This window comes from Nocardioides sp. Soil805, assembly GCF_001429625.1.
Classification (GTDB): Bacteria; Actinomycetota; Actinomycetes; order Propionibacteriales; family Nocardioidaceae; genus Nocardioides.
The window spans coordinates 46,290-68,391 of the sequence record NZ_LMSU01000001.1; the positions used below are offsets into that span (position 1 = coordinate 46,290).

At 73.3% G+C, this 22,102-nt stretch carries 21 protein-coding genes; all 21 read right to left on the reverse strand.

The window, feature by feature from the left end:
* Nucleotides 1–13: 13 nt before the first annotated feature.
* Nucleotides 14–676, reverse strand: a complete 663-nt coding sequence (gene rpe / locus ASG94_RS00235; RefSeq protein ID WP_056924459.1) for a ribulose-phosphate 3-epimerase — start codon at nt 674–676, stop codon at nt 14–16.
* A 22-nt stretch (nt 677–698) separates the two neighbouring features.
* Nucleotides 699–1,667 carry a non-homologous end-joining DNA ligase gene (ligD, locus tag ASG94_RS00240; RefSeq protein ID WP_056924460.1) on the reverse strand — a complete coding sequence of 323 codons (969 nt, stop codon included), beginning with the start codon at nt 1,665–1,667 and terminating at the stop codon, nt 699–701.
* Nucleotides 1,668–1,677: 10 nt separating this feature from the next.
* Nucleotides 1,678–2,742, reverse strand: a complete 1,065-nt coding sequence (locus ASG94_RS21515) for a hypothetical protein (protein WP_156411361.1) — start codon at nt 2,740–2,742, stop codon at nt 1,678–1,680.
* A gap of 115 nt (nt 2,743–2,857) precedes the next feature.
* Entirely contained in the window at nt 2,858–4,180 is a 1,323-nt protein-coding gene (locus ASG94_RS00250; RefSeq protein WP_056924462.1) for an RsmB/NOP family class I SAM-dependent RNA methyltransferase, read from the reverse strand.
* Nucleotides 4,173–4,586: an MmcQ/YjbR family DNA-binding protein gene (locus ASG94_RS00255; protein ID WP_056924463.1), complete on the reverse strand. Its 414-nt coding sequence runs from the start codon at nt 4,584–4,586 to the stop codon at nt 4,173–4,175. The genes ASG94_RS00250 and ASG94_RS00255 overlap by 8 nt, the downstream gene beginning before the upstream one ends.
* Nucleotides 4,587–4,618: 32 nt before the next feature.
* Nucleotides 4,619–5,461 carry a family 16 glycosylhydrolase gene (locus ASG94_RS00260; protein ID WP_156411362.1) on the reverse strand — a complete coding sequence of 281 codons (843 nt, stop codon included), beginning with the start codon at nt 5,459–5,461 and terminating at the stop codon, nt 4,619–4,621.
* Between the two features lie 59 nt (nt 5,462–5,520).
* Nucleotides 5,521–7,065 (reverse strand): OFA family MFS transporter, encoded by a 1,545-nt coding sequence (locus ASG94_RS00265; protein ID WP_056924465.1) that lies wholly within the window; start codon nt 7,063–7,065, stop codon nt 5,521–5,523.
* An 89-nt stretch (nt 7,066–7,154) separates the two neighbouring features.
* On the reverse strand, nt 7,155–8,084 hold the full coding sequence (gene fmt / locus ASG94_RS00270; RefSeq protein ID WP_056924466.1) for a methionyl-tRNA formyltransferase: 930 nt from the start codon (nt 8,082–8,084) through the stop codon (nt 7,155–7,157).
* Nucleotides 8,084–8,629, reverse strand: a complete 546-nt coding sequence (def, locus tag ASG94_RS00275; RefSeq protein WP_056924467.1) for a peptide deformylase — start codon at nt 8,627–8,629, stop codon at nt 8,084–8,086. The genes fmt and def overlap by 1 nt, the downstream gene beginning before the upstream one ends.
* A 54-nt stretch (nt 8,630–8,683) precedes the next feature.
* The gene (locus tag ASG94_RS00280; RefSeq protein ID WP_082624042.1) at nt 8,684–10,696 is read right to left on the reverse strand and encodes a primosomal protein N'; all 2,013 of its coding nucleotides are present in this window, start codon (nt 10,694–10,696) and stop codon (nt 8,684–8,686) included.
* A gap of 142 nt (nt 10,697–10,838) precedes the next feature.
* Nucleotides 10,839–12,041 carry a methionine adenosyltransferase gene (metK, locus tag ASG94_RS00285; RefSeq protein ID WP_056924468.1) on the reverse strand — a complete coding sequence of 401 codons (1,203 nt, stop codon included), beginning with the start codon at nt 12,039–12,041 and terminating at the stop codon, nt 10,839–10,841.
* A 73-nt stretch (nt 12,042–12,114) separates the two neighbouring features.
* Complete coding sequence (gene coaBC / locus ASG94_RS00290; RefSeq protein ID WP_056926184.1) at nt 12,115–13,350, reverse strand: bifunctional phosphopantothenoylcysteine decarboxylase/phosphopantothenate--cysteine ligase CoaBC; 1,236 nt, start codon at nt 13,348–13,350, stop codon at nt 12,115–12,117.
* Between the two features lie 43 nt (nt 13,351–13,393).
* A complete protein-coding gene (gene rpoZ / locus ASG94_RS00295; protein WP_056924469.1) occupies nt 13,394–13,723 on the reverse strand; it encodes a DNA-directed RNA polymerase subunit omega in 330 nt (109 codons plus the stop codon).
* Between the two features lie 65 nt (nt 13,724–13,788).
* On the reverse strand, nt 13,789–14,379 hold the full coding sequence (gmk, locus tag ASG94_RS00300) for a guanylate kinase (RefSeq protein WP_056924470.1): 591 nt from the start codon (nt 14,377–14,379) through the stop codon (nt 13,789–13,791).
* On the reverse strand, nt 14,376–14,702 hold the full coding sequence (mihF, locus tag ASG94_RS00305) for an integration host factor, actinobacterial type (RefSeq protein ID WP_056924471.1): 327 nt from the start codon (nt 14,700–14,702) through the stop codon (nt 14,376–14,378). The genes gmk and mihF overlap by 4 nt, the downstream gene beginning before the upstream one ends.
* 153 nt (nt 14,703–14,855) lie before the next feature.
* A complete protein-coding gene (locus ASG94_RS00310; RefSeq protein ID WP_056924472.1) occupies nt 14,856–15,296 on the reverse strand; it encodes a hypothetical protein in 441 nt (146 codons plus the stop codon).
* On the reverse strand, nt 15,293–16,138 hold the full coding sequence (gene pyrF / locus ASG94_RS00315; protein ID WP_268788545.1) for an orotidine-5'-phosphate decarboxylase: 846 nt from the start codon (nt 16,136–16,138) through the stop codon (nt 15,293–15,295). Before pyrF ends, ASG94_RS00310 begins: the two co-directional genes overlap by 4 nt.
* Nucleotides 16,135–16,983 carry a tRNA-dihydrouridine synthase gene (locus ASG94_RS00320; RefSeq protein WP_082623837.1) on the reverse strand — a complete coding sequence of 283 codons (849 nt, stop codon included), beginning with the start codon at nt 16,981–16,983 and terminating at the stop codon, nt 16,135–16,137. The genes pyrF and ASG94_RS00320 overlap by 4 nt, the downstream gene beginning before the upstream one ends.
* Complete coding sequence (locus ASG94_RS00325; protein WP_082624043.1) at nt 16,980–17,786, reverse strand: iron-sulfur cluster-binding protein; 807 nt, start codon at nt 17,784–17,786, stop codon at nt 16,980–16,982. The genes ASG94_RS00320 and ASG94_RS00325 overlap by 4 nt, the downstream gene beginning before the upstream one ends.
* Nucleotides 17,783–18,814, reverse strand: a complete 1,032-nt coding sequence (locus tag ASG94_RS00330; protein ID WP_056924474.1) for a quinone-dependent dihydroorotate dehydrogenase — start codon at nt 18,812–18,814, stop codon at nt 17,783–17,785. Before ASG94_RS00330 ends, ASG94_RS00325 begins: the two co-directional genes overlap by 4 nt.
* Complete coding sequence (gene carB / locus ASG94_RS00335) at nt 18,814–22,101, reverse strand: carbamoyl-phosphate synthase large subunit (protein ID WP_056924475.1); 3,288 nt, start codon at nt 22,099–22,101, stop codon at nt 18,814–18,816. Before carB ends, ASG94_RS00330 begins: the two co-directional genes overlap by 1 nt.
* Nucleotide 22,102 lies beyond the last annotated feature (1 nt).

Here is a 22,102-nt window from a genome sequence, read left to right on the forward strand (position 1 = left end):
CGGACCGTCGTGCTCAGGACGCGGCAGCCTCGGCCGACGCCTTGAGCTCGCGGACCATGGCGTCCGGGTCGTCGGCGGAGTAGACGGCCGAGCCGGCCACGAAGACGTCGGCCCCGGCCTCGGCGCAGCGCTCGATGGTCTCCAGGGAGACTCCCCCGTCGACCTGCAGCCAGGTCTCGACGCCGTGCTTGCGCATCATGGCGCGCGCGGTGCGGATCTTGGGCAGGCACAGGTCGAGGAACTTCTGGCCGCCGAAGCCGGGCTCCACGGTCATGAGCAGCAGCATGTCGAGCTCGGGCAGCAGGGCCTCGTAGGGCTCGATCGGCGTGGCGGGCTTGAGGGCCATGCTCGCGCGCGCACCCTTCGCGCGGATCTCGCGGGCCAGCCGGATGGGGGCCTTGGTCGACTCGACGTGGAAGGTGACGCTGGACGCCCCCGCCTCGACGTACGCCGGGGCGTGGGTGTCGCAGTCCTCGATCATCAGGTGCGCGTCGAGGGGGATGTCCGTGGCCCGGCTGAGCGCCTCGACCATCGTGGGCCCGAACGTCAGGTTGGGCACGAAGTGGTTGTCCATCACGTCGACGTGCACCCAGTCGGCGCTGCCGATGCGACCCACCTCCTCGCCCAGGCGGGAGAAGTCGGCGTTGAGGATGCTCGGCGTGATCTGGATACCCACGGGCGGGAAGTCTAGGCCCGGCTCACTCGTCCGGGTCGACGGGCGGCTCGGCGCCCTGCGCCTCGTCGCGCCCGGCCCACTCCAGCAGGGGCGCGATGTCGAAGACGTGCTCGTCGATGTCGGCGTGCAGGTCACCGATCTCGGCGAAGCGCGCCGGCATGGTGAAGATCGTGAAGTCCTCCGGCTCGCAGTCGTCGACCTCGTCCCAGCGGACCGGGGCCGAGACCCGGGCGGTCGGGACGCCGCGCACCGAGTAGGCGGCCGCGATGGTGTGGTCACGGGCGTTCTGGTTGTAGTCGACGAAGAGCTGGTCGGGCTCGCGGTCCTTGCGCCACCACGCGGTCGTGACGTCGCCGTCCGCACGGCGCTCCACCTCGCGGGCGAAGGCCAGGGCAGCGCGGCGTACGTCGCCGAAGCCGTGCGTGGGCGGGATCCGGACGTAGACGTGCAGGCCCGAGCCGCCGCTGGTCTTGGGGAAGCCGACCGCGCCGAGCTCGTCGAGCACCTCGTGGGTGATGCCGGCGACCCGCTGGACCGTCTCCCAGTCGCACTCGGGGCCGGGGTCGAGGTCTATGCGCCACTCGTCGGGCTTCTCGGTGTCGGCGCGGCGGCTGTTCCACGGGTGGAACTCGACCGTCGACATCTGCACGGCCCAGATCACGCTGGCCAGCTCGGTGACGCACAGCTCGTCGGCCGTGCGGTTCCAGCGCGGGAAGTGCAGCCGCACGGTCTCGACCCACGGCGGCGCCCCGGCGGGGAGCCGCTTCTGGTGGACCTTGGCGCCGGCCAGGCCCTTCGGGAAGCGGTGCAGCATGCACGGGCGCTCGTACAGGGCGTTGACGATGCCCGGGCCCACGGCCAGGTAGTAGTCGACCAGGTCCCGCTTGGTCGCCCCCGAGTCGGGGAAGTAGACCCGGTCGGGGTTGCTGACGCGCACGACGTGGGGACCCACGTCGATCTCGATGCTGGAGCTCGTGCCGGTGGGGGCCATGCGCCCCAACCTAGCCAGCCGGGCTGGACTGCGGCGGGCTGGACGGCGCCGGCACGGAAGGCGTGGGAGCCGAGGGGGTCGGTGACGAGGGAGCAGGCTCCTGCGGGTCCGGGGTCGCGGTGGTGGACGGGACGACGCGCACGACCACGGACGCGCTCGAGCCCGCGTCGGCGTACTGGCCCTCGGGCCGCAACCAGCGGTACTCCGTGTCCTCGGTGACCGTGACGCTCGCGCGGGACCATCCGTCGGGACCGACGAGCGTGAGGTCGGAGACCGTGCGCCACTCCCCCACCCCGGGAGTGCGGGCCTGGAGGACCACGGGATCGCCGGTCACCCGGCCGGAGGCATCGGTGACGTGCCCGCTGACCACCACGTCCTGACCCACCTCGACCTGCGGGGCGGAGGCGGAGATGGCGGTCTGGAGCGTGGTGCCCTCGAAGTCCCACGTCTGGCCCGCGCCGCGCACCGCGTCCACGTTGAAGGCGTGGCCGTCGCACCCGAAGCCGGTCACCACGTAGCCGGTGCCGTCACCGTGCGCGGCCACGAACTCCGCCGGTGACGCGGACCCGCCCGGGGTCGCCGAGCCGGTCACCAGGTCGACCAGCTGCCAGTCGTAGCGCAGGGTGGCGGTGTCGACGGTGTGCCAGCCCCCGGCGGGGACGCTCACGACCGCGCGGCCGAGCCACGCGTGGCCGGACGGGGCGTCCGGTGCCGAGGTCCAGATGTACGACGCGCCGCTGGTACCGGCCCGGGCGGTCACGGCCACCGAGGCGCCCGCCCCGGCCAGGGACAGGAAGGGCACGTAGGGGCCGGACGCGGTCCCGGCGGCGGTCGGCACGAGGCCGAAGCTGCGGCGACCCAGCGGGGCGGTCCCGGGGCCGAGGTTGACGCGGGTCCCGGGAGCCGAGGACGGGCCGAAGAACGAGTCGCAACCGACGTAGGTCAAGAACATGCCGTCCGCGGCGCTGCCGGGGCCGCTGCGGACCGAGGACCCGTCGGCGCCGGCGGTGGGAGCCACACCCACCAGCAGGCTCGCGAGCGCGACCAGGGCCGCTGCTCTTGAACTCCGTCGCACTGCGCGCTCTTTCCGTCCCCCGTCGACCCGGTGGCCGACGCGGCCCATCATCCACGACCGGTGGTGATGAGGGAACAGGCGACGCCGTCGTGTCCCCCCTTTTGGGGGGACTGGGTCAGCCCCTGCGCATCGTGGCGATGAACATCGCGTCCGTGCCGTCCCGGTGCGGCCACAGCTGCTGCGTCGCGACGACGGTGGTGTCGTCGCGCGAGCCGACCACGGACTCGACCACCTCGCTGGTCTCGGCCAGGACGGGCGAGCAGGTCGCGTAGACGACGACACCGCCGGGACGGACCGCGTCCAGGGCGTGGCCGAGGAGGTCACGCTGGAGCGGGACGAGCGCGTCGAGGTCGGCGAGGGTACGGCGCCAGCGGGACTCCGGGCGGCGACGCAGCGCCCCCAGCCCCGAGCAGGGGGCGTCGACCAGCACCCGGTCGAAGGTGCCGTCGCGCCAGGGCGGCCGGGTGCCGTCGCCGGTGACCACACCGGCCAGGCCCTCGGCGGCCGCACGGGAACCCCGGACCACGAGCCGCGCGCGGTGGTGCTGGCGCTCGTTGGCGAGCAGCCGTGCGCCGCGCTGGGCGGCCAGCGCCGCGAGGAGCGCGGACTTCCCGCCCGGGCCCGCGCAGACGTCGAGCCACCGCTCGTCGCGGCCCTCGAGCTCGGCCCCGGCCAGCGCCAGCGCCACCAGCTGCGACCCCTCGTCCTGCACGCCCGCGCGCCCCTCGGCGACGGCGGGGATCGTCGCGGGGTCGCCGCCGGCGCCCAGCTCCACGGCGTACGGCGAGCGGGTGCTGGCCGTGCCGCCCGCGGCGACGAGCTCCTCGACGGTGGCGAGCCCGGGCCGGGCGACGAGCACGACCCGCGGCGGCGCGTTGTCGGCGGCGAGCAGGTCCTCCAGCTGGACGGCGGAGGCGAGTGCGTCGGCCAGCTCCTCCACCACCCAGCGGGGATGGGAATGTGCCACGGCGGCGTAGCCGAACGGGTCGGACCCGGGGTCGGGTGCGACCCGGCGGATCCACCCGTCGAGGTCGTGGGCGGCCACCTTGCGCAGCACGGCGTTGACCAGCCCGACCGGGCCGACACCGATGCGCGCACGGGCCAGCTCGACCGAGGAGCTGATGGCCGCGTGGTCCGGGACCCGCATCGAGAGGAGCTGGTGGGCACCGAGGCGCAGCACGTCGCGGACCTTGGCCTCCAGGCGCGGCTTGGTGAGACAGGCGTCGATGATCGCGTCGTACGTGCCCTGCAGCCGGATCGTGCCGGAGACGAGCTCGGTGGCGAACGCCGCGTCCCGGCCCGACAGCCCGTGCTCGGCGAGGACCCTGGGCAGCGCGAGGTTGGCGTAGGCGTCGTCGACCCGCACGGCCTTGAGGACCTCGAGGGCGGCGAGCCGGGCCGGGTCGATGCGCCCCCCACGGGAGCGGCGCTCACTCATCGAACAGCTCGCGGACCAGACGCTTCGGGGCGCGGTGGGCCCACGCGTCGGTGATGACCTCGGCCAGCTCGTCGCGGGTGATCTCCCCCAGGCGCGACTGCTGCACGAGCACGGCGTTGTAGCCACGGAAGTGGTCGATGGTGAAGAACGGGGTCGACTCGTCCTCGACGAGCGCCACCTTGTCGGCCTCGGTGGGGGTGACGATCACGACGAGGTCGTCGTACATCTCTCCCGTGTCGGGGTCCACCGCGGTCTTGTGCGGCATCCGGTAGAGGCAGAACCCCTTGCCCTTCGGCCCGCGCGGGACCTTCCAGGTCGGTCGGTCGCCCCAGGAGGTGCCCAGCTCCGTCTCGGGCAGCGCCGCACAGATCTCGTCGATGTCCGCCGGACGCGCCTTCCTGCTCACGCGGGTCAGCGTAGTCGCGGCGGCGACGGTGCTCAGCAGGCCTTCCCGTAGGTGCCCTGGCGGGTCGGCGGAGCGTCGACGGGGAGGTCGTTGGGGGCCTCGAGGCTCCAGTGCCGGATCCAGTCCATCTGCATCCGGCTGACGTTCATCGTCTTGCCGTCCTTGGCCTGCATGGTGAAGCGCGGGACCAGGGGGACGCCGGACCAGATCTCGGGACGACGCTCCGTCTGCACGACGTGCGCGTCGACGAACCACGAGATGCGGTCGCGGGTCACCTCGACGGCGTAGGTGTGCCAGCGGTCGCGGCCGAGGTCCATGCCGGCCCGCTCGCCCTTCCAGGCGACGTTCGGCAGGGAGCGGGCGTACAGGTTGGCCTTGCTGGTGCCGATCCGGTAGCTCTCCAGCGCGATGTTCTGGGCGCCGCAGTGCTGGTCGCGGTCACCGGCCGGGACGAGCTCGGTCATCACCCGGTAGCGGGCGCCGCCGCGGCCGTACTGGCGGCTGCGGAGCCGCGTCTCCCAGCGGCCCACCTCGGCGCCCGAGAAGCCCAGCTCGGCGCTGAGGCTGCCCTGCGTGGTGGTGTTGAGGGTCAGCATGCCGTTCTGGTGCACGACCTCGCCCTGGCCGGAGGCGCGCCACTGCGCCCCCGTCGGGCCGGAGTACGGCTGCTCGAACTCCTCGCGCCACACGATGCCCTTGTCCCACCAGCCGTACGTGTTGCCGGCGTGGACGGGTCCGGGCTCGGCGCCGGCGTGGTCCGCCGAGGCGCTCGTGGAGGTGAGCACCGGCGACAGGACGGTGGCGAGGACGGCCGCGGCGAGCACCGCGGCACGGCCCCGCCGGGGACGGGTTCGGGCAACCAGGGGGGAGGTCATGGCGCCCGACGGTACGTCACCGCGGCGGGACCGTCGAAACGTTCAGGCGGTCCGCACGCTCACGAGAACAGCTTGAGGGCGGTCGTGAGCGTCTGGAAGACGCCGTACGCGAGCAGGAGGCCCACCACGGCCCACGACAGCACCAGCCGGACGGTGCTGCTGCCGCCGGAGCCGCCCGCCGCGGCCTCCTCGGCCTTGCCGGCCTCGCGGTCGGCCTCGACCTGCGACTCGTGCGCGGACATGTCCTCGTGGAACTTGGCCGCCACCGGGCGCACCAGCAGGTTGGCCACGAAGCCGACCCCCAGGATCGCGACCATGGTGAAGAGCGCCGGACGGTAGGAGTCGGCGTCGAGCGAGCCCGCACCGCCGGCCGAGTCCAGGAAGCCGTTGATGATGAGCGGTCCCGCGACGCCCGCGGCCGACCACGCCGTCAGCAGCCGGCCGTGGATCGCCCCGACCTGGAAGACGCCGAAGAGGTCGCGCAGGTACGCCGGGATGGTGGCGAAGCCGCCACCGTAGAAGGAGATGATGATCGCGGCGATGAGCACGAAGATCGCGGTGGACGTCGAGCCGACGAGTGCCAGCGCGACGTACAGGACGATGCCGACGCCGAGGTAGACCATGTAGATGGGCTTGCGGCCGATGTAGTCGGACGTGCTGGACCACACGAAGCGCCCGGCCATGTTGAACAGCGACAGCAGGCCCACGAACCCGCCGGCGGCGGCGACGGTGACACTGGAGTCGCCGCCCTCGCGGAAGAAGTCCTGGATCATGGGGCTGGCCTGCTCCAGGATGCCGATGCCCGCGGTGACGTTGCAGAACAGCACGGTCCACAGCAGCCAGAACTGGGGCGTGCGGATCGCGTTGGCGGCCGACACGTTCTCCTCGGTGACCATCGCCTTCTGCTTGACCGTCGAGGGGTCGAAGCCGTCGGGGCGCCAGCCGGGCGAAGGAACCCGGATGTTCGCGACGCCGAGCATCATGATGGCGAAGTAGACGATGCCGAGCGTGATGAACAGGAAAGTCAGCGCGTGGCCGTCGGCGAGCGACGCCGCGTCGGTGGGGTCGTACGCCGGGTCGTAGAACGACAGCAGCTGGCGCGAGAGCGGGGCCGCGACCATCGCACCGCCGCCGAAGCCCATGATGGCCATGCCGGTGGCCAGGCCCGGCCGGTCCGGGAACCACTTGATGAGCGTCGACACCGGGGAGATGTAGCCGATGCCCAGGCCCACGCCGCCGATCACGCCGTAGCCGAGGTAGAGCAGCCACAGCTGGCCCGAGGCGATGCCCAGGGAGCCGACCAGGAAGCCGGCCGCCCAGCAGCAGGCTGCGGTGAACATGGCGCGGCGCGGGCCGACGCGGTCCACCCACGTGCCGAAGACCGCGGCGCTGAGGCCGAGCATGACGATGGCGATGGAGAAGACGAAGCCGATCGCGGTCTGAGAGGTGTCGAAGTGCTCGATGAGCGAGTTCTTGTAGACGCTGGTCGCGTACACCTGGCCGATGCACAGGTGGACGGCGAGCGCCGCGGGCGGGATCAGCCAGCGGTTGTAGGAGTACGGCGCCACGGTGTGGCGGCGATCGAGGATTTCCAGAACAGCCACAGGGGTGACCTCCGAGACGATGGGGGGGGTTTTGCGCAGGCTAGCGCGCCAGTCGTTGAAATGTGACGCACCACACCCCCAGGTGTGTCTCAGCCGCCGAGGCGGGCCCCCTCGGGCACGGTGACCCCGCGCGCCCAGTCGGCCGCGCGCATCTGCTTCTTGCCGAACGCCTTGACGTCGCCGAGCTCGACCGGGTGGGTCGCGGTCCCGACGAAGACGGCGTTCTTGGTGACCTCGAGGACCCCGGGCTCGAGACGGTCGTGGTCGGCGGCGACGGTGACCCGCCCGACCTTGAACCGCTCCCCCTCCCAGGTCGTCCAGGCGCCGGGGCCCGGCGTGCAGGCCCGCACCTGGCGGTCGATTCCGACGGCCGGGTCGGTCCAGTCGATGCGGGCGTCGTCGACCAGGATCTTGGGGGCCAGGCTGACGCCCTCGGCCGGCTGCTCGCGGGCCTCCAGCGACCCGTCCTCGATGCCGTCCAGGGTGCGCACCAGCAGGGTCGCGCCCCCCTCGGCGAGCCGCTCGAGGAGGTCGCCGGCGGTGTCGGTGGGTCGGATGCGCTCGGTCATCACGCCGTACGTCGGGCCGGCGTCGAGCTCCTTGACGATCCGGAAGGTCGTCGCACCGGTCATCTCGTCGCCCGCCCAGATCGAGTGCTGGACCGGCGCGGCCCCGCGCCAGGCGGGCAGGATCGAGAAGTGCAGGTTGATCCAGCCGTGCTCGGGGATGTCGAGGGCCGACTGCGGGAGAAGGGCACCGTAGGCGACCACGGGGCACGCGTCGGGGCGCAGGTCGCGCAGCGCTGCCTGGAAGTCGGGGTCGCGCGGGTGCTCGGGCTTGAGCACGGGGACCCCGAGCTCCTCGGCGCGCAGCGCCACCGGGCTGGCGACGAGCCTGCGGCCGCGACCCGACGGGGCGTCGGGGCGGGTGACCACGCCGACGAGCTCGTGGCCCGAGGCGTGCAACGCGTCGAGGGCGGGGACGGCGACCTCGGGGGTGCCGGCGAAGACGATGCGCATCAGCGGCCCAGCCCGCCGGTCGCGTGGGGGCTCACCCGCACGGTCGGGCGCTCGAGGCCGAACCAGTCGGACTCGCGGATCTCCTTCATCGCCGCCTTGCGGGCGGCGGTGTCGAGCTTGTCGATGAACAGGATCCCGTCGAGGTGGTCGGTCTCGTGCTGCATGGCGCGGGCGAGGTACTCGGAGGCCTCGATGCGCACCGGCTCGCCGTACATGTCGAAGCCGGTGGCGACGACCGACAGGGCACGCAGGCAGTCGTAGGTGAGCTCCGGGAGGGAGAGGCAGCCCTCGGCCCCGTCCTGCGTCTCGTCGCTCAGCTCGAGCGAGGGGTTGACGAGGTGGCCGACCTGGTCCTCGACGTTCCAGGTGAAGACGCGCAGCCCCACGCCGATCTGCGGGGCGGCGAGGCCGGCGCCGGGAGCGGCCAGCATGGTGTCGGTGAGGTCCGTGACGAGCTGGCGGATCTCCTTGTCGAAGTCGTCGACCTCGATCGCGCGACTGCGCAGGATCGGGTCGCCGAACAGGCGGATCGGCTGGACTGCCATCGGGGTGCTGGAACTCCTCGGTCGGGGGATGCGCGCCCCAGTCTAGGGAGCGCCTCAGATGCTCGGCGGGTCGACCTGGATGCGGACCGCGTCGAGCTTGCGCGCCGACCGGACCCGCTGCAGCTCACCCAGCGCCGCCGACAGCCGGGCCCCGTGGACGAGCGGCACCCGGACCACCACCCGCTGCTCGTCGGCGGAGACCGGCACCGGCCCGAGGACCTCGGCGGGCTCGGGGAGGTCGAGCAGGGTCACCGCGTCGTCGAGCGCCCCCGGCTCGCCGGTGATCGTCGCGATCCGCGCGGTCGGCGGCAGGTGGGCCTCGCCCCGCTCGACCAGCTCGCGCTCGGCGAACCCGGCCGGGTCCCACCGGACCAGCGCCTGGAGCGCCGGGTGGGCGGGGTCCCCCACGGCGACGACGTGCCCACCGGGCCGCACCAGCCCCGCGGCGGCGAGCCAGCGGCGTACGGCCTCCTCCTGGACACGCATGTCCTCGCGGGCCAGGGTCAGCCAGGTGTCGAGGAGGACCACCGCGGCGTAGCCGGTCTGCGCGACCGGCTCGGCGCCGACGGTGGCGACGACGATGTCGGCCCGCTCCCCCACGCTCGCCAGCACCCGGTCGCCGCTCGAGCTGCGCACGGTCGTCCCGGGGAAGGTGCGGCCGAGCTCCTCGGCGGTGCGGGCCTCGCCCCGCACGGGCGCCCGAAGGCCACGGTGGCGGCACTCGCGGCAGGCCCAGCGCTCGTCGGCCGTGCCGCACCAGCGGCAGGTCGGCGGCTGCGTCGGCCCCGGCAGGACCAGCGGGCCCGCGCACCGCCCGCAGCGCGCCGGGGTGCGGCACCGCTCGCACGCCAGCGCCGGCGCGTAGCCGGCGCGGGGAGTCTGCACCAGGACCGGTCCGTGGGCCAGGCCCGCACGGATGGCCTCGAAGGCGGGCCGCGGCAGCCGCGAGCCGACCGCCCGGTCCTCGGCGGGGGCCACGTCGATGCGGGCGCGGGCGCGGACCACCGCGCGGTCGGCGGTGAGCTCGCGCGCCCACCCCGAGCGCAGCAGCATCGCGGCCTCGGTCGAGCGGGCGAAGCCGCCGAGCAGCATCGCGGTGCCCTCCGCCTCGGCTCGCAGGCCGAGGACCTCCCGGACGTGCGGGTACGGCGCGCGGGGCTCGGCATGCAGGTCGTCGCCGTCGTCCCAGAGCACCACGAGGCCCAGGTCGTGGACGGGCGCGAAGGCGGCCGAGCGGGTGCCCACGACCACGCGCCGTGCGCCGCGGGAGACCGACAGGAAGGCGCGGTAGCGCGCCGACGGACCGAGGTCGGCGGTCAGGGTGGCGTGCTGGTCGGGGCCGAGGGCCGCGTCCAGGGCCGCGCTGACCCGGTCGACGTCGCGCTGGTCGGGAACGCACACCAGCACTCCCCTGCCCCCGGCGCGGGTCGCGGCCACCGCCGCGGCGACCATGGCCGGCCAGTCGTCGCCGGGCGCTGCGGACCACACGGCCCGGGGGGCGGCCCCCTCGGCGAGGTGGCCCAGGAAGACGTCGCCGTGGGTGACGTGCTGCCACGTCTCCCCCGTGGGGGCCACGGACGGGGCGGGGGCCGGCTCCCAGGGCTCGGCCTCCACCTTGGCGTGCCGGGGCGGGACGGCGAGGCGGAGCACGTCGGCGCGGGCCCCGGCGTAGCGGGCTGCCACCGCCGCGGTGAGGTCGGCGACCGCCGGGCTCAGGACCGGCTCGGGGCTGACGACGCGTCGTAGCGGCTGGAGACGACCGGTGTGGTCGGTCGTGGCGACGCGCTCGACGACGTAGCCGTCGACGTCCTGCCCGGCGAAGCGGACCTTGACCCTCGCGCCGGGGACGGCGGCCGCGGCGTGGGCGACCGGGACCGCGTAGTCGAAGGTGCGGTCGAGGTGGGCCAGGGGGACGTCGACCAGGACGCGCGCGACGGGGTCGACCTCGGCCGGCTCGAACTCGGCCGCCCTGCGCGCCCGGGTGGCTGCGGCGCGGGCCTTGCCGTCGGCCACGGACGCGCGGAGGCCGGGCAGCATCTCTGCTGCTCCGGCCTCGTGGTTGGTCATGGTCGGCATTCAACCAATGCGGACCGACAGCGCACCGACCGGTGCGGACTCTGTCCGCGAGTCCGTCACCGTGTGACCGTTGCAACGGTGACACGGTGGCGGACTCCCCGGCTGGGCGGGGACTCTCCCGCGACCGCCCCGATCAGGCGCCGGCGGCGGCCTTCAGCTTGTCGGCGCGGTCGGTGCGCTCCCAGGTGAAGTCGGGCAGCTCGCGCCCGAAGTGGCCGTAGGCCGACGTCTGGGCGTAGATCGGGCGCAGCAGGTCGAGGTCGCGGATGATCGCGGCCGGACGCAGGTCGAAGACCTCCAGCACGGCGGCCTGGATCGCCTCGTCGGACACGATGCCGGTGCCGAAGGTCTGGATGAAGACCCCCACCGGGGCGGCCTTGCCGATGGCGTAGGCGACCTGCGCCTCGCAGCGTCGGGCGAGCCCGGCGGCGACGACGTTCTTGGCCACCCAGCGCATGGCGTACGCCGCGGAGCGGTCGACCTTGGACGGGTCCTTGCCAGAGAAGGCACCGCCGCCGTGGCGGGCCATGCCGCCGTAGGTGTCGACGATGATCTTGCGACCGGTGAGGCCGGCGTCGCCCATCGGGCCGCCGACGACGAACTTGCCGGTCGGGTTGACCAGCAGGCGGTAGCCCTCGGAGGGGATGTCGAACCCGGCCAGCACCACGTCGATGACGTGCTGCTTGATGTCGGCCTCGAGGGTGGCGTGCTCGACGTCCTCGGCGTGCTGGGTGGACAGCACCACGGTGTCGATGCGCACCGGCCGGTCCTGCTCGTCGTACTCGATCGTGACCTGGGTCTTGCCGTCGGGACGCAGGTAGGCGAGCGTGCCGTCCTTGCGGACCTCGGTCAGCCGCTGCGCGAGGCGCTGGGCGATCATGATCGGGAGCGGCATCAGCTCGGGGGTGTCGTCGCACGCGTAGCCGAACATCAGCCCCTGGTCACCGGCGCCGCGCTTGTCGAGGTCGTCCTCGGAGGACCCGACCCGGGACTCGTGACCGCTGTCGACCCCGGCCGCGATGTCGACCGACTGTGCGCCGATCGCCACCTGGACCCCGCACGTGGTGCCGTCGAAGCCCTTGTCCGAGGAGTCGTAGCCGATGTCGAGGATGGCCTTGCGGACCAGGTCGGCCACGGGGGCGTAGGCGTCCGTGCGCACCTCTCCGGCGACGACGACGAGCCCGGTCGTCAGCAGCGTCTCGACCGCGACCCGCAGGTTCTCCGGGTCGGAGTCGTGCTCCATGAGGTAGTCGAGGACCGAGTCGCTGATCCGGTCGGCGATCTTGTCCGGGTGACCCTCGGTCACGGACTCGGAGGTGAAGAGGCGTCCAGCCACAGTCGGTGCTCCTGTCGAGGTGCTCAGGTGTACGAGCCACGATAACGGTGGCTCACTATGCAAGATGCCCGTCTCAGCGGGCGAATCGCCCCACGACCTCGTCCCAGATGACGTGGGCGAGGGCGGTCTTGGTGCCGTGGGGCACGTCGATCGTGGCCCCGTCGGAGGCCAGGATGACCGCCTCGTTGTCGGGACTGCCGAAGACGGCGCCCCCGCTGACGTCGTTGACCACGAGCAGGTCGCAGCCCTTGCGGGCCAGCTTGGCGCGGGCGAGGTCGAGGACGTCGCCCGTGTCGTCGCCGGTCTCGGCGGCGAAGCCGACCACGACCGCGCCGGGACGCTGGCGCCCGTGCGAGATCTCCTTGAGGATGTCGGGGTTCTGCTCGAGCTCGATGGCCGGCGCGAAGCCGTCGACGGTCTTCTTGATCTTCGCCTCGCTGACCGCCGTCGGGCGGAAGTCGGCCGGTGCGGCGGCCATCACGACCGCGTCGGCGGAGCCGGCGGCCAGGACGACCTCGGCGCGCAGCTCGGCGGTCGTCTCGACACGCACGACCTTGACGCCGGCCGGGTCGGGCAGCGTGACGTTGGCACTGACGAGGGTGACCTCGGCGCCGCGGGCGGCGGCCGCGCGGGCGAGGGCGTAGCCCTGGAGGCCCGAGGACCGGTTGCCGAGGAAGCGCACGGGGTCGAGGTACTCCCGGGTCCCGCCCGCGCTCACCACGACCCGCCGTCCGGCGAGGTCGGGCACGGCGGCACCGCGCGCCAGCACCTCCACGGCCAGCTCGAAGATCTCCGACGGCTCGGGCAGCCGGCCCTTGCCGGTGTCCTTGCCGGTCAGGCGGCCCTCGGCGGGCTCCACGACGACGACGCCGCGGCTGCGCAGGGTCGCCACGTTGGCGGTGGTGGCGGGGTGCTCCCACATCTCGGTGTGCATGGCCGGGGCCAGCACGACGGGGCAGCGCGCGGTGAGCAGCGTGTTGGTGAGCAGGTCGTCGGCCAGCCCGTGCGCCGCCTTCGCCATCAGGTCGGCGGTGGCGGGCGCCACCACGACGAGGTCGGCCGACTGGCCGATGCGCACGTGCGGGACCTCGTGGACGTCGCTCCACACGTCGGTGGCCACCGGCTTGCCGGACAGGGCCGCCCAGGTGGGCGCGCCGACGAACTCCAGGGCGGCGGCCGTGGGCACCACGGTCACGTCGTGCCCGGACTCGGTCAGGCGTCGCAGCAGCTCGCAGGCCTTGTACGCCGCGATGCCACCCGCGACCCCGAGGACGACGCGAGGCCGCTCCCCGGTGCGGGGAGCGGCCACGTCGTGCGATGGGTCTCGGACGGAGTCGTCCGGGGAGGTCACGTCACTCCGAGAAGGTGGACGCCTCGGCGCGCGCGGCTGCGGCGGCAGCCTCCTCGGCGGCGAGCTCGGCGGGGTCGACGTCCTCGCAGGTGAGGAGGTCCTCGTTGATCTCGCGGAGCGCGATCGACAGCGGCTTCTCCTGGACGACGGTGTCGACGAGGGGGCCGACGTACTCGAGCAGGCCCTCGCCGAGCTGGGAGTAGTAGGCGTTGATCTGGCGGGCGCGCTTGGCGCTGTAGAGAACCAGCTTGTACTTGCTGTCGGTCTTGGTGAGCAGGTCGTCGATCGAGGGGTTGGTCACGCCCTCGGCGGCGATGTTGGGGGCAGACACAGCTGGGAGCCTCACAGAGTCGGTTGGTGCAGGAGACGTACGAAGGTGGCCGGTCCTGCGGAGGATCAGTCCTGGGCAGGGTCCGACACGGGGTCGATCCTCATCAAGGTTACCAACTCGTCCGCAGCAGCGTGAACTTCGTGGTTGACGACGGTGACGTCGAACTCCGACTCGGCCGCCAGCTCGTCGCGCGCAGTGGCCAGGCGGCGCTCGCGCTGGGCCTCCGTCTCGGTGCCGCGACCGACGAGGCGGCGTACGAGCTCGTCCCACGACGGCGGCTTGAGGAAGACGAACAGCGCCTCGGGCATCGTCTGCCGGACCTGTCGTGCGCCCTGGAGGTCGATCTCGAGCATCGCGGGGTGACCGGACGCCAGGGCGAGCTCCACGGGGCCGCGGGGGGTGCCGTAGCGGTGGGTGCCGTGGACGGTCGCCCACTCGAGGAGGTCGCCGCGCTCCACCATCGCGTCGAAGTCGTCGTCGGAGACGAACCAGTAGTGGACGCCGTTCTCCTCGCCCGGACGCGGGTCACGCGTCGTGGCCGAGACCGACAGCCAGACCTCGGGGTGGTGGCGGCGCACCTCGGCGGCCACGGTCCCCTTGCCGACGGCCGTGGGACCGGCGAGCACGATCAGGCGGGACCTGCGCGGCTCGCTCAAGACTCCTCGCGGGGGCCGAACTCACGCTCGAGAGCGGCGACCTGCTTGATGCCGAGCCCGCGCACGCGGCGGCTCTCGGCGATGCCCAGGCGTTCCATCACCTGGCGCGCGCGGACCTTGCCGAGGCCGGGCATCGACTGGAGCAGCTCGACGACGCGCATCTTGCCGACGACCTCGTTGTCCTGGCCCTCGCGGACGACGTCCATGAGCGAGGCTCCCGAGTTCTTGAGCCGGTTCTTGACCTCGGCGCGCTCCCGTCGGGAGGCGGCGGCCTTGTCGAGGGCCGCCTGGCGCTGCTCGGGCGTGAGAGGGGGCAAGGCCACGAAACGGGTCCTTCTGGGCTGTGGGCCGGCTCGTGGCCGGAGGCTGGGGCAACGCGGTCAATCTAGTCAGAACGACGGACGCCCTGCAATGCGGGGTGGGACGCCGCGCGTGCCGCGAGACGGGCACCACACCGGCGCCCGCCGACCGGTCGGCTACTGGCTCAGCGGGGTCCCGCACACGTCGAGCGCCTGCTGCTCGATGCCGCCCATCGCCTTGATCGTGGCGGTCTCCCCCAGCGCCCGGGCGGCCGACTCCACGGCACGCCGATCGTCCTGCGCGAGCTCCTCCGGCGTCACCTTCGGGTCGTACGACGCGGGGTCGACGCCGGCGTCGTCGAGGGCGCCCCGGAGGGCCTCGAGCCGGGTGACGACCTGGGTCCACTCGTCGCGCAGGTCGTCGGGCGCCTGCTCGCGCAGGTCGCGGTAGGCGTCGAGCGCGTCCAGGACGGCTCCGGGCTCCGCGCTGGCGGCGATGTCGGTCAGCTCGGGCTGGTGCTCCTCGACCGCCTGGCAGTAGGTCTCCTGCTCGCTGCTGCAGCCGGCGGCCGTGAGTCCCAGCACCAGCGCCGCGACGGGCAGCAGGGTCCGCCTCATGCGTCCCCGAGCGCGGCGACCGCGTCGTTGCCGCGGCGGGCGGCGTCGCGCAGCGCCGTCACGTCGGGGCCGGCGGCGAGCACCTCGCGCGACGAGCTCGGCAGGACGTGGCGGGCGACGGGGCCGAAGATCCGGCGCAGGTCCTCGACCGTCCCACCCTGGGCCCCGAAGCCCGGGGCGAGCACCGGCCCGTTGAAGTCGAGCTCCTCGGCGCTCTCGCCGATGGTGGCGCCGATGACCGCCCCGAGGTCGCCGAGCGGCGTGAGCCCCGCGTTGCGGGCGCGCAGGTGGGAGAGCACGGTGCCGGCGACCGTCGAGTCCCCGACCCTCGCGTGCTGCACCTCCGGGCCCTCGGGGTTGGAGGTCAGGGCGAGGACGAAGACTCCCGCGCCGTGCCGGCGGGCCGTGGCCACCATCGGGTCGAGGGACCCGAAGCCGAGGTACGGGCTGGCGGTGATCGCGTCCGAGGCCAGCGGCGACGCGGGGTCGAGGTAGGCGTCGGCGTACGCCTGACTGGTCGAGCCGATGTCGCCGCGCTTGACGTCGAGCAGCACGAGGGCGCCCGCGGCCCGCGAGTCGGCGATCACTCGCTCGAGCACCGCCACGCCGCGGCTGCCGAACCGCTCGAAGAAGGCGCTCTGCGGCTTGACGACGCTCACCTCCGGGGCGACCGCCTCCACCACGGTGCGCGCGAAGGTCTCCAGCCCCGCCACGTCGTCCGGCAGCCCCCAGTCGCGCAGCAGCGCGGCGTGCGGGTCGATGCCGACGCAGAAGCGTCCACGCTCCTGCATGGCCGCGTGCAGCCGTGCTCCGAAGTGCCTGCCCTCGAGGTGCTCGGTCAACGGTCGGTCCTCCCGGAGTGGTCGTGCGGGTCCTGGGCTTCGAGGTCGGCGCGGATCCGCGCCACCGTCGTCGGGTCGTGGAGGAGCGCGGCGCCGACCTGCACGGCGACGGCACCGGCGGCGAGGAAGGCCCGGGCGGTCGCGGGTCCGTCGACGCCCCCGCCCCCGACCACCGCGACCTCCGGCAGCCGGGCGACGACCTCGTGGACGCAGCGCAGCGCCACGGGCGTGATCGCCGGCCCGGAGAGCCCCGCGGGTCGGCCGTCGGGCAGGGCGGCAGGGACGGCGTCGCCGAGGACGACGGCGCTGGCTCCGGCGTCGTGGACGGCCCGGGCTCCCTCCACCGCTCGCGACAGGTCGGGGCGCAGCTTGGCGAGCACCGGACGGTCGGCGGGGAACTCACGGCGCACCGCCGCCACCACGCTCGCCGCGTGGTACGGCTCACGCACCTCGAACAGGCCCTCCCCGGCCTGGTCGGTCGCACCGAGGTTGACCTCGAGCCCGGCGACGCCGGGGGCACGGCTCAGGCGGCGGGCCAGCTCGGCGTACTCCCCGATGGCGCCGCCGACGATCGACACGTGCACCCGGGCACCGGCGCGCACCAGCCAGGGCAGCTCGGTGGCCAGGAAGTGCTCGAGGCCGGGGTTCTGGTGGCCGACGGCGTGCACGAGCCCGCTGGGGGTCTCGGCGACGCGGGGCGACGGGCCGCCCGCCCGGGGGTCGAGGGTGATGGAGCGGGTCACGAAGTCGAGGCCCTCAAGGTCGGCGTACGGCGCGAGCTCGCGGCCGGTGCCGCCGCAGCCGCTGGCGACCATCACGCGCCCCCACGGGACCGCGGGGCTCATCCGAGCTCACCCCAGTGCACGCGGTCGCCGCGGATCACCGGGCCGTCGACGCAGGCGCGCACCCGGCGGGTCACCCCGTCCTCGGCGACGACAGGGACCGGGCAGCCCTGGCACAGCCCGGTGCCACAGGCCATCGGCGTCTCGAGCGCGACCTGGCTCCACGCGCCGCGACGCTCGGCAGCCGCCGCCACGGCGGCCAGGGTGGCGGTGGGACCGGCGGCGTAGACGACGTCGGCGTCGGCCCGCTCGAGCACGGCGTCGACCTGGGAGGTGACGTCGCCCCGCGCGCCCACCGAGCCGTCGCGCGTGACGACGCTGACCGACCGGGCGCTGCGCCGGGCCTCGAGGGCGGAGAGCAGGTGCGCCTCGTCGTCGGCCGCGAGGACGAGGGTGACCGGGCACCCCCGCTCGCGCAGCCGGGCCGCCAGCGGGAAGAGCGGGGCGGCGGCGTACCCCTCGCCGACCAGCACGCAGGACACCGGCTCCCGGGGCAGCGCGAACGGCCGGCCGAGGGGCCCGGTGACAGGCAGGCGGGCGCCGACCGGGAGCTCGGCCAGCCGGGTGCTGCCGGGTCCCCGCGGCTGGACCACGACGTCGAGCGTGGGGCCGTAGGCGCCCGTCTCCTTGACCCGGTGGATCCACAGCGGGCGGCGCGCGAGCAGGTCGTCGCCGACGCTGACGGCCACGAAGTTGCCGGCCCGGAAGCGCTCCGGGATGCCGGGGGCGGCGATGGTCAGGTGGCGGTAGGCGCCGGCCCGCTTGGTGGCCAGCACCTCTCCGACGACGTGGATCGCAGACGTCATGCCGAGGAGAGCCCGGCGACGACGGTCCGTGGCCACAGGGCGCCCTCGTAGACGAAGCCGGTGTAGCCCTGGACGAGGTCGGCGCCGGCGTGGAGCCGCGCCCGCGCGTCGGCGGCGGTGGTGATGCCGCCGACGCCGACGAGCGTGAGGTCGGGACCGACCCGCTCGCGGACCATCCGCAGCACCGCGGTGGCCCGTTCGCGCAGCGGGGCGCCGCTCAGTCCACCGGCCCCGATGGCCTCGACGGTGGCGGCGTCGGTGCGCAGGCCGTCACGCGTGATGGTGGTGTTGGTGGCGATGAGGCCGTCGAGGCCGATGGCGACGGCCAGGTCGGCCACCGCCAGCACGTCCTCGTCGCTGAGGTCCGGCGCGATCTTGACCAGCAGCGGCACCCGGTCGTCGGGGCGCACCTGGTCGGCACGGCGTCGGACGGCCCCCAGCAGCGGCTCGAGGAGCTCGACGGCCTGGAGGTCGCGCAGCCCGGGGGTGTTGGGCGAGCTGACGTTGACGACGAGGTAGTCGGCGTGCGGCGCGAGCAGCCCGGTGGACTTCTCGTGGTCGGCGATCGCGTGCTCGGCCGGGACCACCTTGGTCTTGCCGATGTTGATGCCCAGGACGGGCCCGCCCTCGGGACGTCCGCGGCGCGCCAGCCGGGTGGCGACCGCCTCGGCGCCCTCGTTGTTGAAGCCCATCCGGTTGACGACCGCCCGGTCCTGCGGCAGCCGGAACAGGCGCGGACGCGGGTTGCCCGGCTGCGGCTCCCCGGTCACCGTGCCGATCTCGACGTGGCCGAAGCCGAGCGCCCCGAGCGCGTCGATGCCCACGCCGTTCTTGTCGAACCCGGCCGCCAGCCCGAACGCGTGCGGGAAGCGGAGTCCCATCGCCTCGACCGGCTCCGCCGCGACGGCCGGCACCCGCCGGGTCACCGGCGCCGCGGCCCGGATCGCGCGGAACGCCGCGTGGTGGGCGCGCTCTGGGTCGCTGCGGGTCAGCACGTGGTCGAAGAGCAGGCGGTAGGGACGACCCATCAGCGCGCGGTCCTCCCCCGCTGCCAGTCCTGCAGGCTGCGGACGCCGATCTCGCCGGCGGTCATCGCCTCGATGCCCTGCACCGCGGCCCCGAGTCCCTGCACCGTGGTGATGCACGGGATGTCGGCCAGCACGGCCGCCGTACGGATCTCGTAGCCGTCGAGACGGGCCGACCCACCGGTCGAGTACGGCGTGTTGATGACCAGGTCGATGTCCCCGTCGCGGATCAGCTGGACGGTGGTCTTCTGCCCCTCCGGACCCTCGCCCTCGTGGTGCTTGCGCACCACCGTGACGCTCACCCCGTTGCGGCGCAGCACCTCGGCGGTGCCCTTGGTCGCCAGGATCTCGAAGCCGCGCTCGGCCAGCACCTTGATCGGGAAGATCATGTTGCGCTTGTCGCGGTTGGCGACCGACACGAAGATCCGGCCCGTCGTGGGCAGCGAGCCGTACGCCGCGGCCTGGGCCTTGGCGAACGCGGTGCCGAAGTCGGCGTCGAAGCCCATCACCTCACCGGTCGACTTCATCTCCGGGCCCAGCACGGTGTCGACGTTGCGCCCGTCGATGGTCTTGAAGCGGTTGAAGGGCATCACCGCCTCCTTGACCGCGATCGGCGCGTCGGCGGGCAGCCGCCCCCCGTCGTCGTGCGGGAGCAGGCCGACGGCGCGCAGGTCGGCGATGGTCTCGCCGAGCATGACCCGGGCCGCCGCCTTGGCCAGCGGGGTCGCGGTCGCCTTGGAGACGAACGGGACCGTGCGGCTGGCCCGCGGGTTGGCCTCGAGGACGTAGAGGACGTCGGAGCTCAGCGCGAACTGGATGTTGATGAGCCCCCGCACCCCGACGCCCCGGGCGATCGCCTCGGTGGCACGACGGATGCGGTCGACCTCGGTCTCCCCGAGGGTGATCGGCGGCAGCGCGCAGGACGAGTCGCCGCTGTGGATGCCGGCCTCCTCGATGTGCTCCATCACGCCGCCGAGGAAGAGCTCGTGGCCGTCGTACAGCGCGTCGACGTCGATCTCGACCGCGTCGTCGATGAAGCGGTCGACGAGCACCGGGTGCTCGGGGCTGATCTCGGTCGCCGCGTCGATGTAGGCCTTGAGCCGGTCGTCGTCGTACACGATCTCCATGCCGCGACCGCCCAGGACGTACGACGGGCGCACCAGCACCGGGTAGCCGATGTCGTCGGCGATCTGCTTGGCGTCGGCGAACGTGACGGCCATGCCGTGCTTGGGCGCCGGCAGCCCGGCGTCGGCGAGGACCTTGCCGAAGGCACCGCGCTCCTCGGCCAGGTGGATCGCCTCGGGCGTGGTGCCGACGATCTTGACCCCGGCGTCGGCCAGGCCCTGCGCGAGCCCGAGCGGCGTCTGCCCGCCGAGCTGGCAGATGACCCCGGCGATCGGGCCGGCCTGCTCCTCCGCGTGCACGATCTCCAGCACGTCCTCCAGGGTGAGCGGCTCGAAGTAGAGCCGGTCGGAGGTGTCGTAGTCCGTCGAGACCGTCTCGGGGTTGCAGTTGACCATGATCGTGTCGTAGCCGGCCTCGCTCAGCGCGAGGGAGGCGTGCACGCACGAGTAGTCGAACTCGATGCCCTGGCCGATGCGGTTGGGGCCGCTGCCCAGGATGATGACCGCCTCGCGCTCGCGGGGCGCCACCTCGGTCTCCTCGTCGTAGGAGGAGTAGTGGTACGGCGTCGTCGCGGCGAACTCGGCGGCGCAGGTGTCCACGGTCTTGTAGACGGGTCGCAGCCCCAGCGCGTGGCGCACCCCGCGCACGACGTCCTCGCGCATGCCGCGGATGCCCGCGACCTGGGCGTCGGAGAGGCCGTGCCGCTTGGCCAGGCGCAGCGTCTCGAGGTCCAGCTCGGGCGCGGCCGCGACCTCGTCGGCGACCTCCTTGACGAGGAAGAGCTGGTCGACGAACCACGGGTCGATCGCGGTGTGCTCGAAGACCTGCTCGCGCGTCGCGCCGGCGCGGATCGCGTCCATCACGGTGCGCAGCCGGCCGTCGGTGGGACGCCGGGACGTCTCGAGGAGCTCCACGACGTCGCCCACGGGCTCGGCGAAGTCGAAGACCGCGGCCTTGCTCTCCAGGGAGCGCAGCGACTTCTGCAGCGCCTCGGTGAAGTTGCGGCCGATGGCCATCGCCTCGCCGACGCTCTTCATGTGGGTCGTCAGGGTGGTGTCGGCGCCGGGGAACTTCTCGAACGCGAACCGCGGCACCTTGACCACGACGTAGTCGAGGGTGGGCTCGAACGACGCCGGGGTCTCGCGGGTGATGTCGTTGCGGATCTCGTCGAGCGTGTAGCCGATGGCCACCTTGGCGGCGATCTTGGCGATCGGGAAGCCGGTGGCCTTGGAGGCGAGGGCGCTGGAGCGGGAGACGCGGGGGTTCATCTCGATGACGATCAGGCGACCGTCCTCGGGGTTGACGGCGTACTGGATGTTGCAGCCGCCGGTGTCGACGCCGACCGCGCGGATGATCGCGATCGCCAGGTCCCGCATCTTCTGGTACTCGCGGTCGGTCAGGGTCATCGCCGGCGCGACGGTGATGGAGTCGCCGGTGTGGACGCCCATCGGGTCGAGGTTCTCGATCGAGCAGATGATCACCACGTTGTCCGCGGTGTCGCGCATGACCTCGAGCTCGTACTCCTTCCACCCGAGGATCGACTCCTCGAGGAGCACCTCGGTGGTCGGGCTGGCGGCGAGTCCCGCGCCGCCGATGCGGCGCAGGTCCTGCTCGTCGTACGCCATCCCGGAGCCGGTGCCGCCCATGGTGAAGGACGGGCGCACCACCATCGGGTAGCCGAGGTCGTCGGCGGCCGCGATCAGGTCGTCCATCGAGTGGCAGATGACCGAGCGGGCGCTCTCACCGCCGAGGTCGGCGACGATCTTCTTGAAGACCTCGCGGTTCTCGCCGCGGTCGATGGCCTCGATGCTGGCGCCGATCAGCTCGACGCCGTACTTCTCCAGGACGCCCTGCTCGTCGAGCGCCATCGCGCAGTTGAGCGCGGTCTGGCCGCCGAGGGTCGCCAGGAGGGCGTCGGGACGCTCCTGGGCGATGACCTTCTCGACGTACTCGGCCGTGATCGGCTCGATGTAGGTGGCGTCGGCGAACTCGGGGTCGGTCATGATCGTGGCCGGGTTGGAGTTGACCAGGATGACCCGCAGGCCCTCCTCCTTGAGCACCCGGCACGCCTGGGTGCCGGAGTAGTCGAACTCGCACGCCTGGCCGATGATGATCGGCCCGGAGCCGATGACCATCACGCTCCGGATGTCCTCGCGCTTCGGCATG

Coding starts and splice junctions, on each gene's coding strand:
- fmt (WP_056924466.1), bottom strand. CDS start 8,084: ATGCGCATCGTCTTCGCCGGCACCCCCGAGGTCGCCGTCCCCGCCCTC.
- ASG94_RS00330 (WP_056924474.1), bottom strand. CDS start 18,814: ATGGGTCGTCCCTACCGCCTGCTCTTCGACCACGTGCTGACCCGCAGC.
- ASG94_RS00250 (WP_056924462.1), bottom strand. CDS start 4,180: ATGAGTGAGCGCCGCTCCCGTGGGGGGCGCATCGACCCGGCCCGGCTC.
- carB (WP_056924475.1), bottom strand. CDS start 22,101: ATGCCGAAGCGCGAGGACATCCGGAGCGTGATGGTCATCGGCTCCGGG.
- def (WP_056924467.1), bottom strand. CDS start 8,629: ATGGCAGTCCAGCCGATCCGCCTGTTCGGCGACCCGATCCTGCGCAGT.
- ligD (WP_056924460.1), bottom strand. CDS start 1,667: ATGGCCCCCACCGGCACGAGCTCCAGCATCGAGATCGACGTGGGTCCC.
- ASG94_RS00280 (WP_082624042.1), bottom strand. CDS start 10,696: ATGACCAACCACGAGGCCGGAGCAGCAGAGATGCTGCCCGGCCTCCGC.
- ASG94_RS00260 (WP_156411362.1), bottom strand. CDS start 5,461: ATGACCTCCCCCCTGGTTGCCCGAACCCGTCCCCGGCGGGGCCGTGCC.
- ASG94_RS00320 (WP_082623837.1), bottom strand. CDS start 16,983: ATGAGCCCCGCGGTCCCGTGGGGGCGCGTGATGGTCGCCAGCGGCTGC.
- ASG94_RS00310 (WP_056924472.1), bottom strand. CDS start 15,296: ATGAGGCGGACCCTGCTGCCCGTCGCGGCGCTGGTGCTGGGACTCACG.
- ASG94_RS00325 (WP_082624043.1), bottom strand. CDS start 17,786: ATGACGTCTGCGATCCACGTCGTCGGAGAGGTGCTGGCCACCAAGCGG.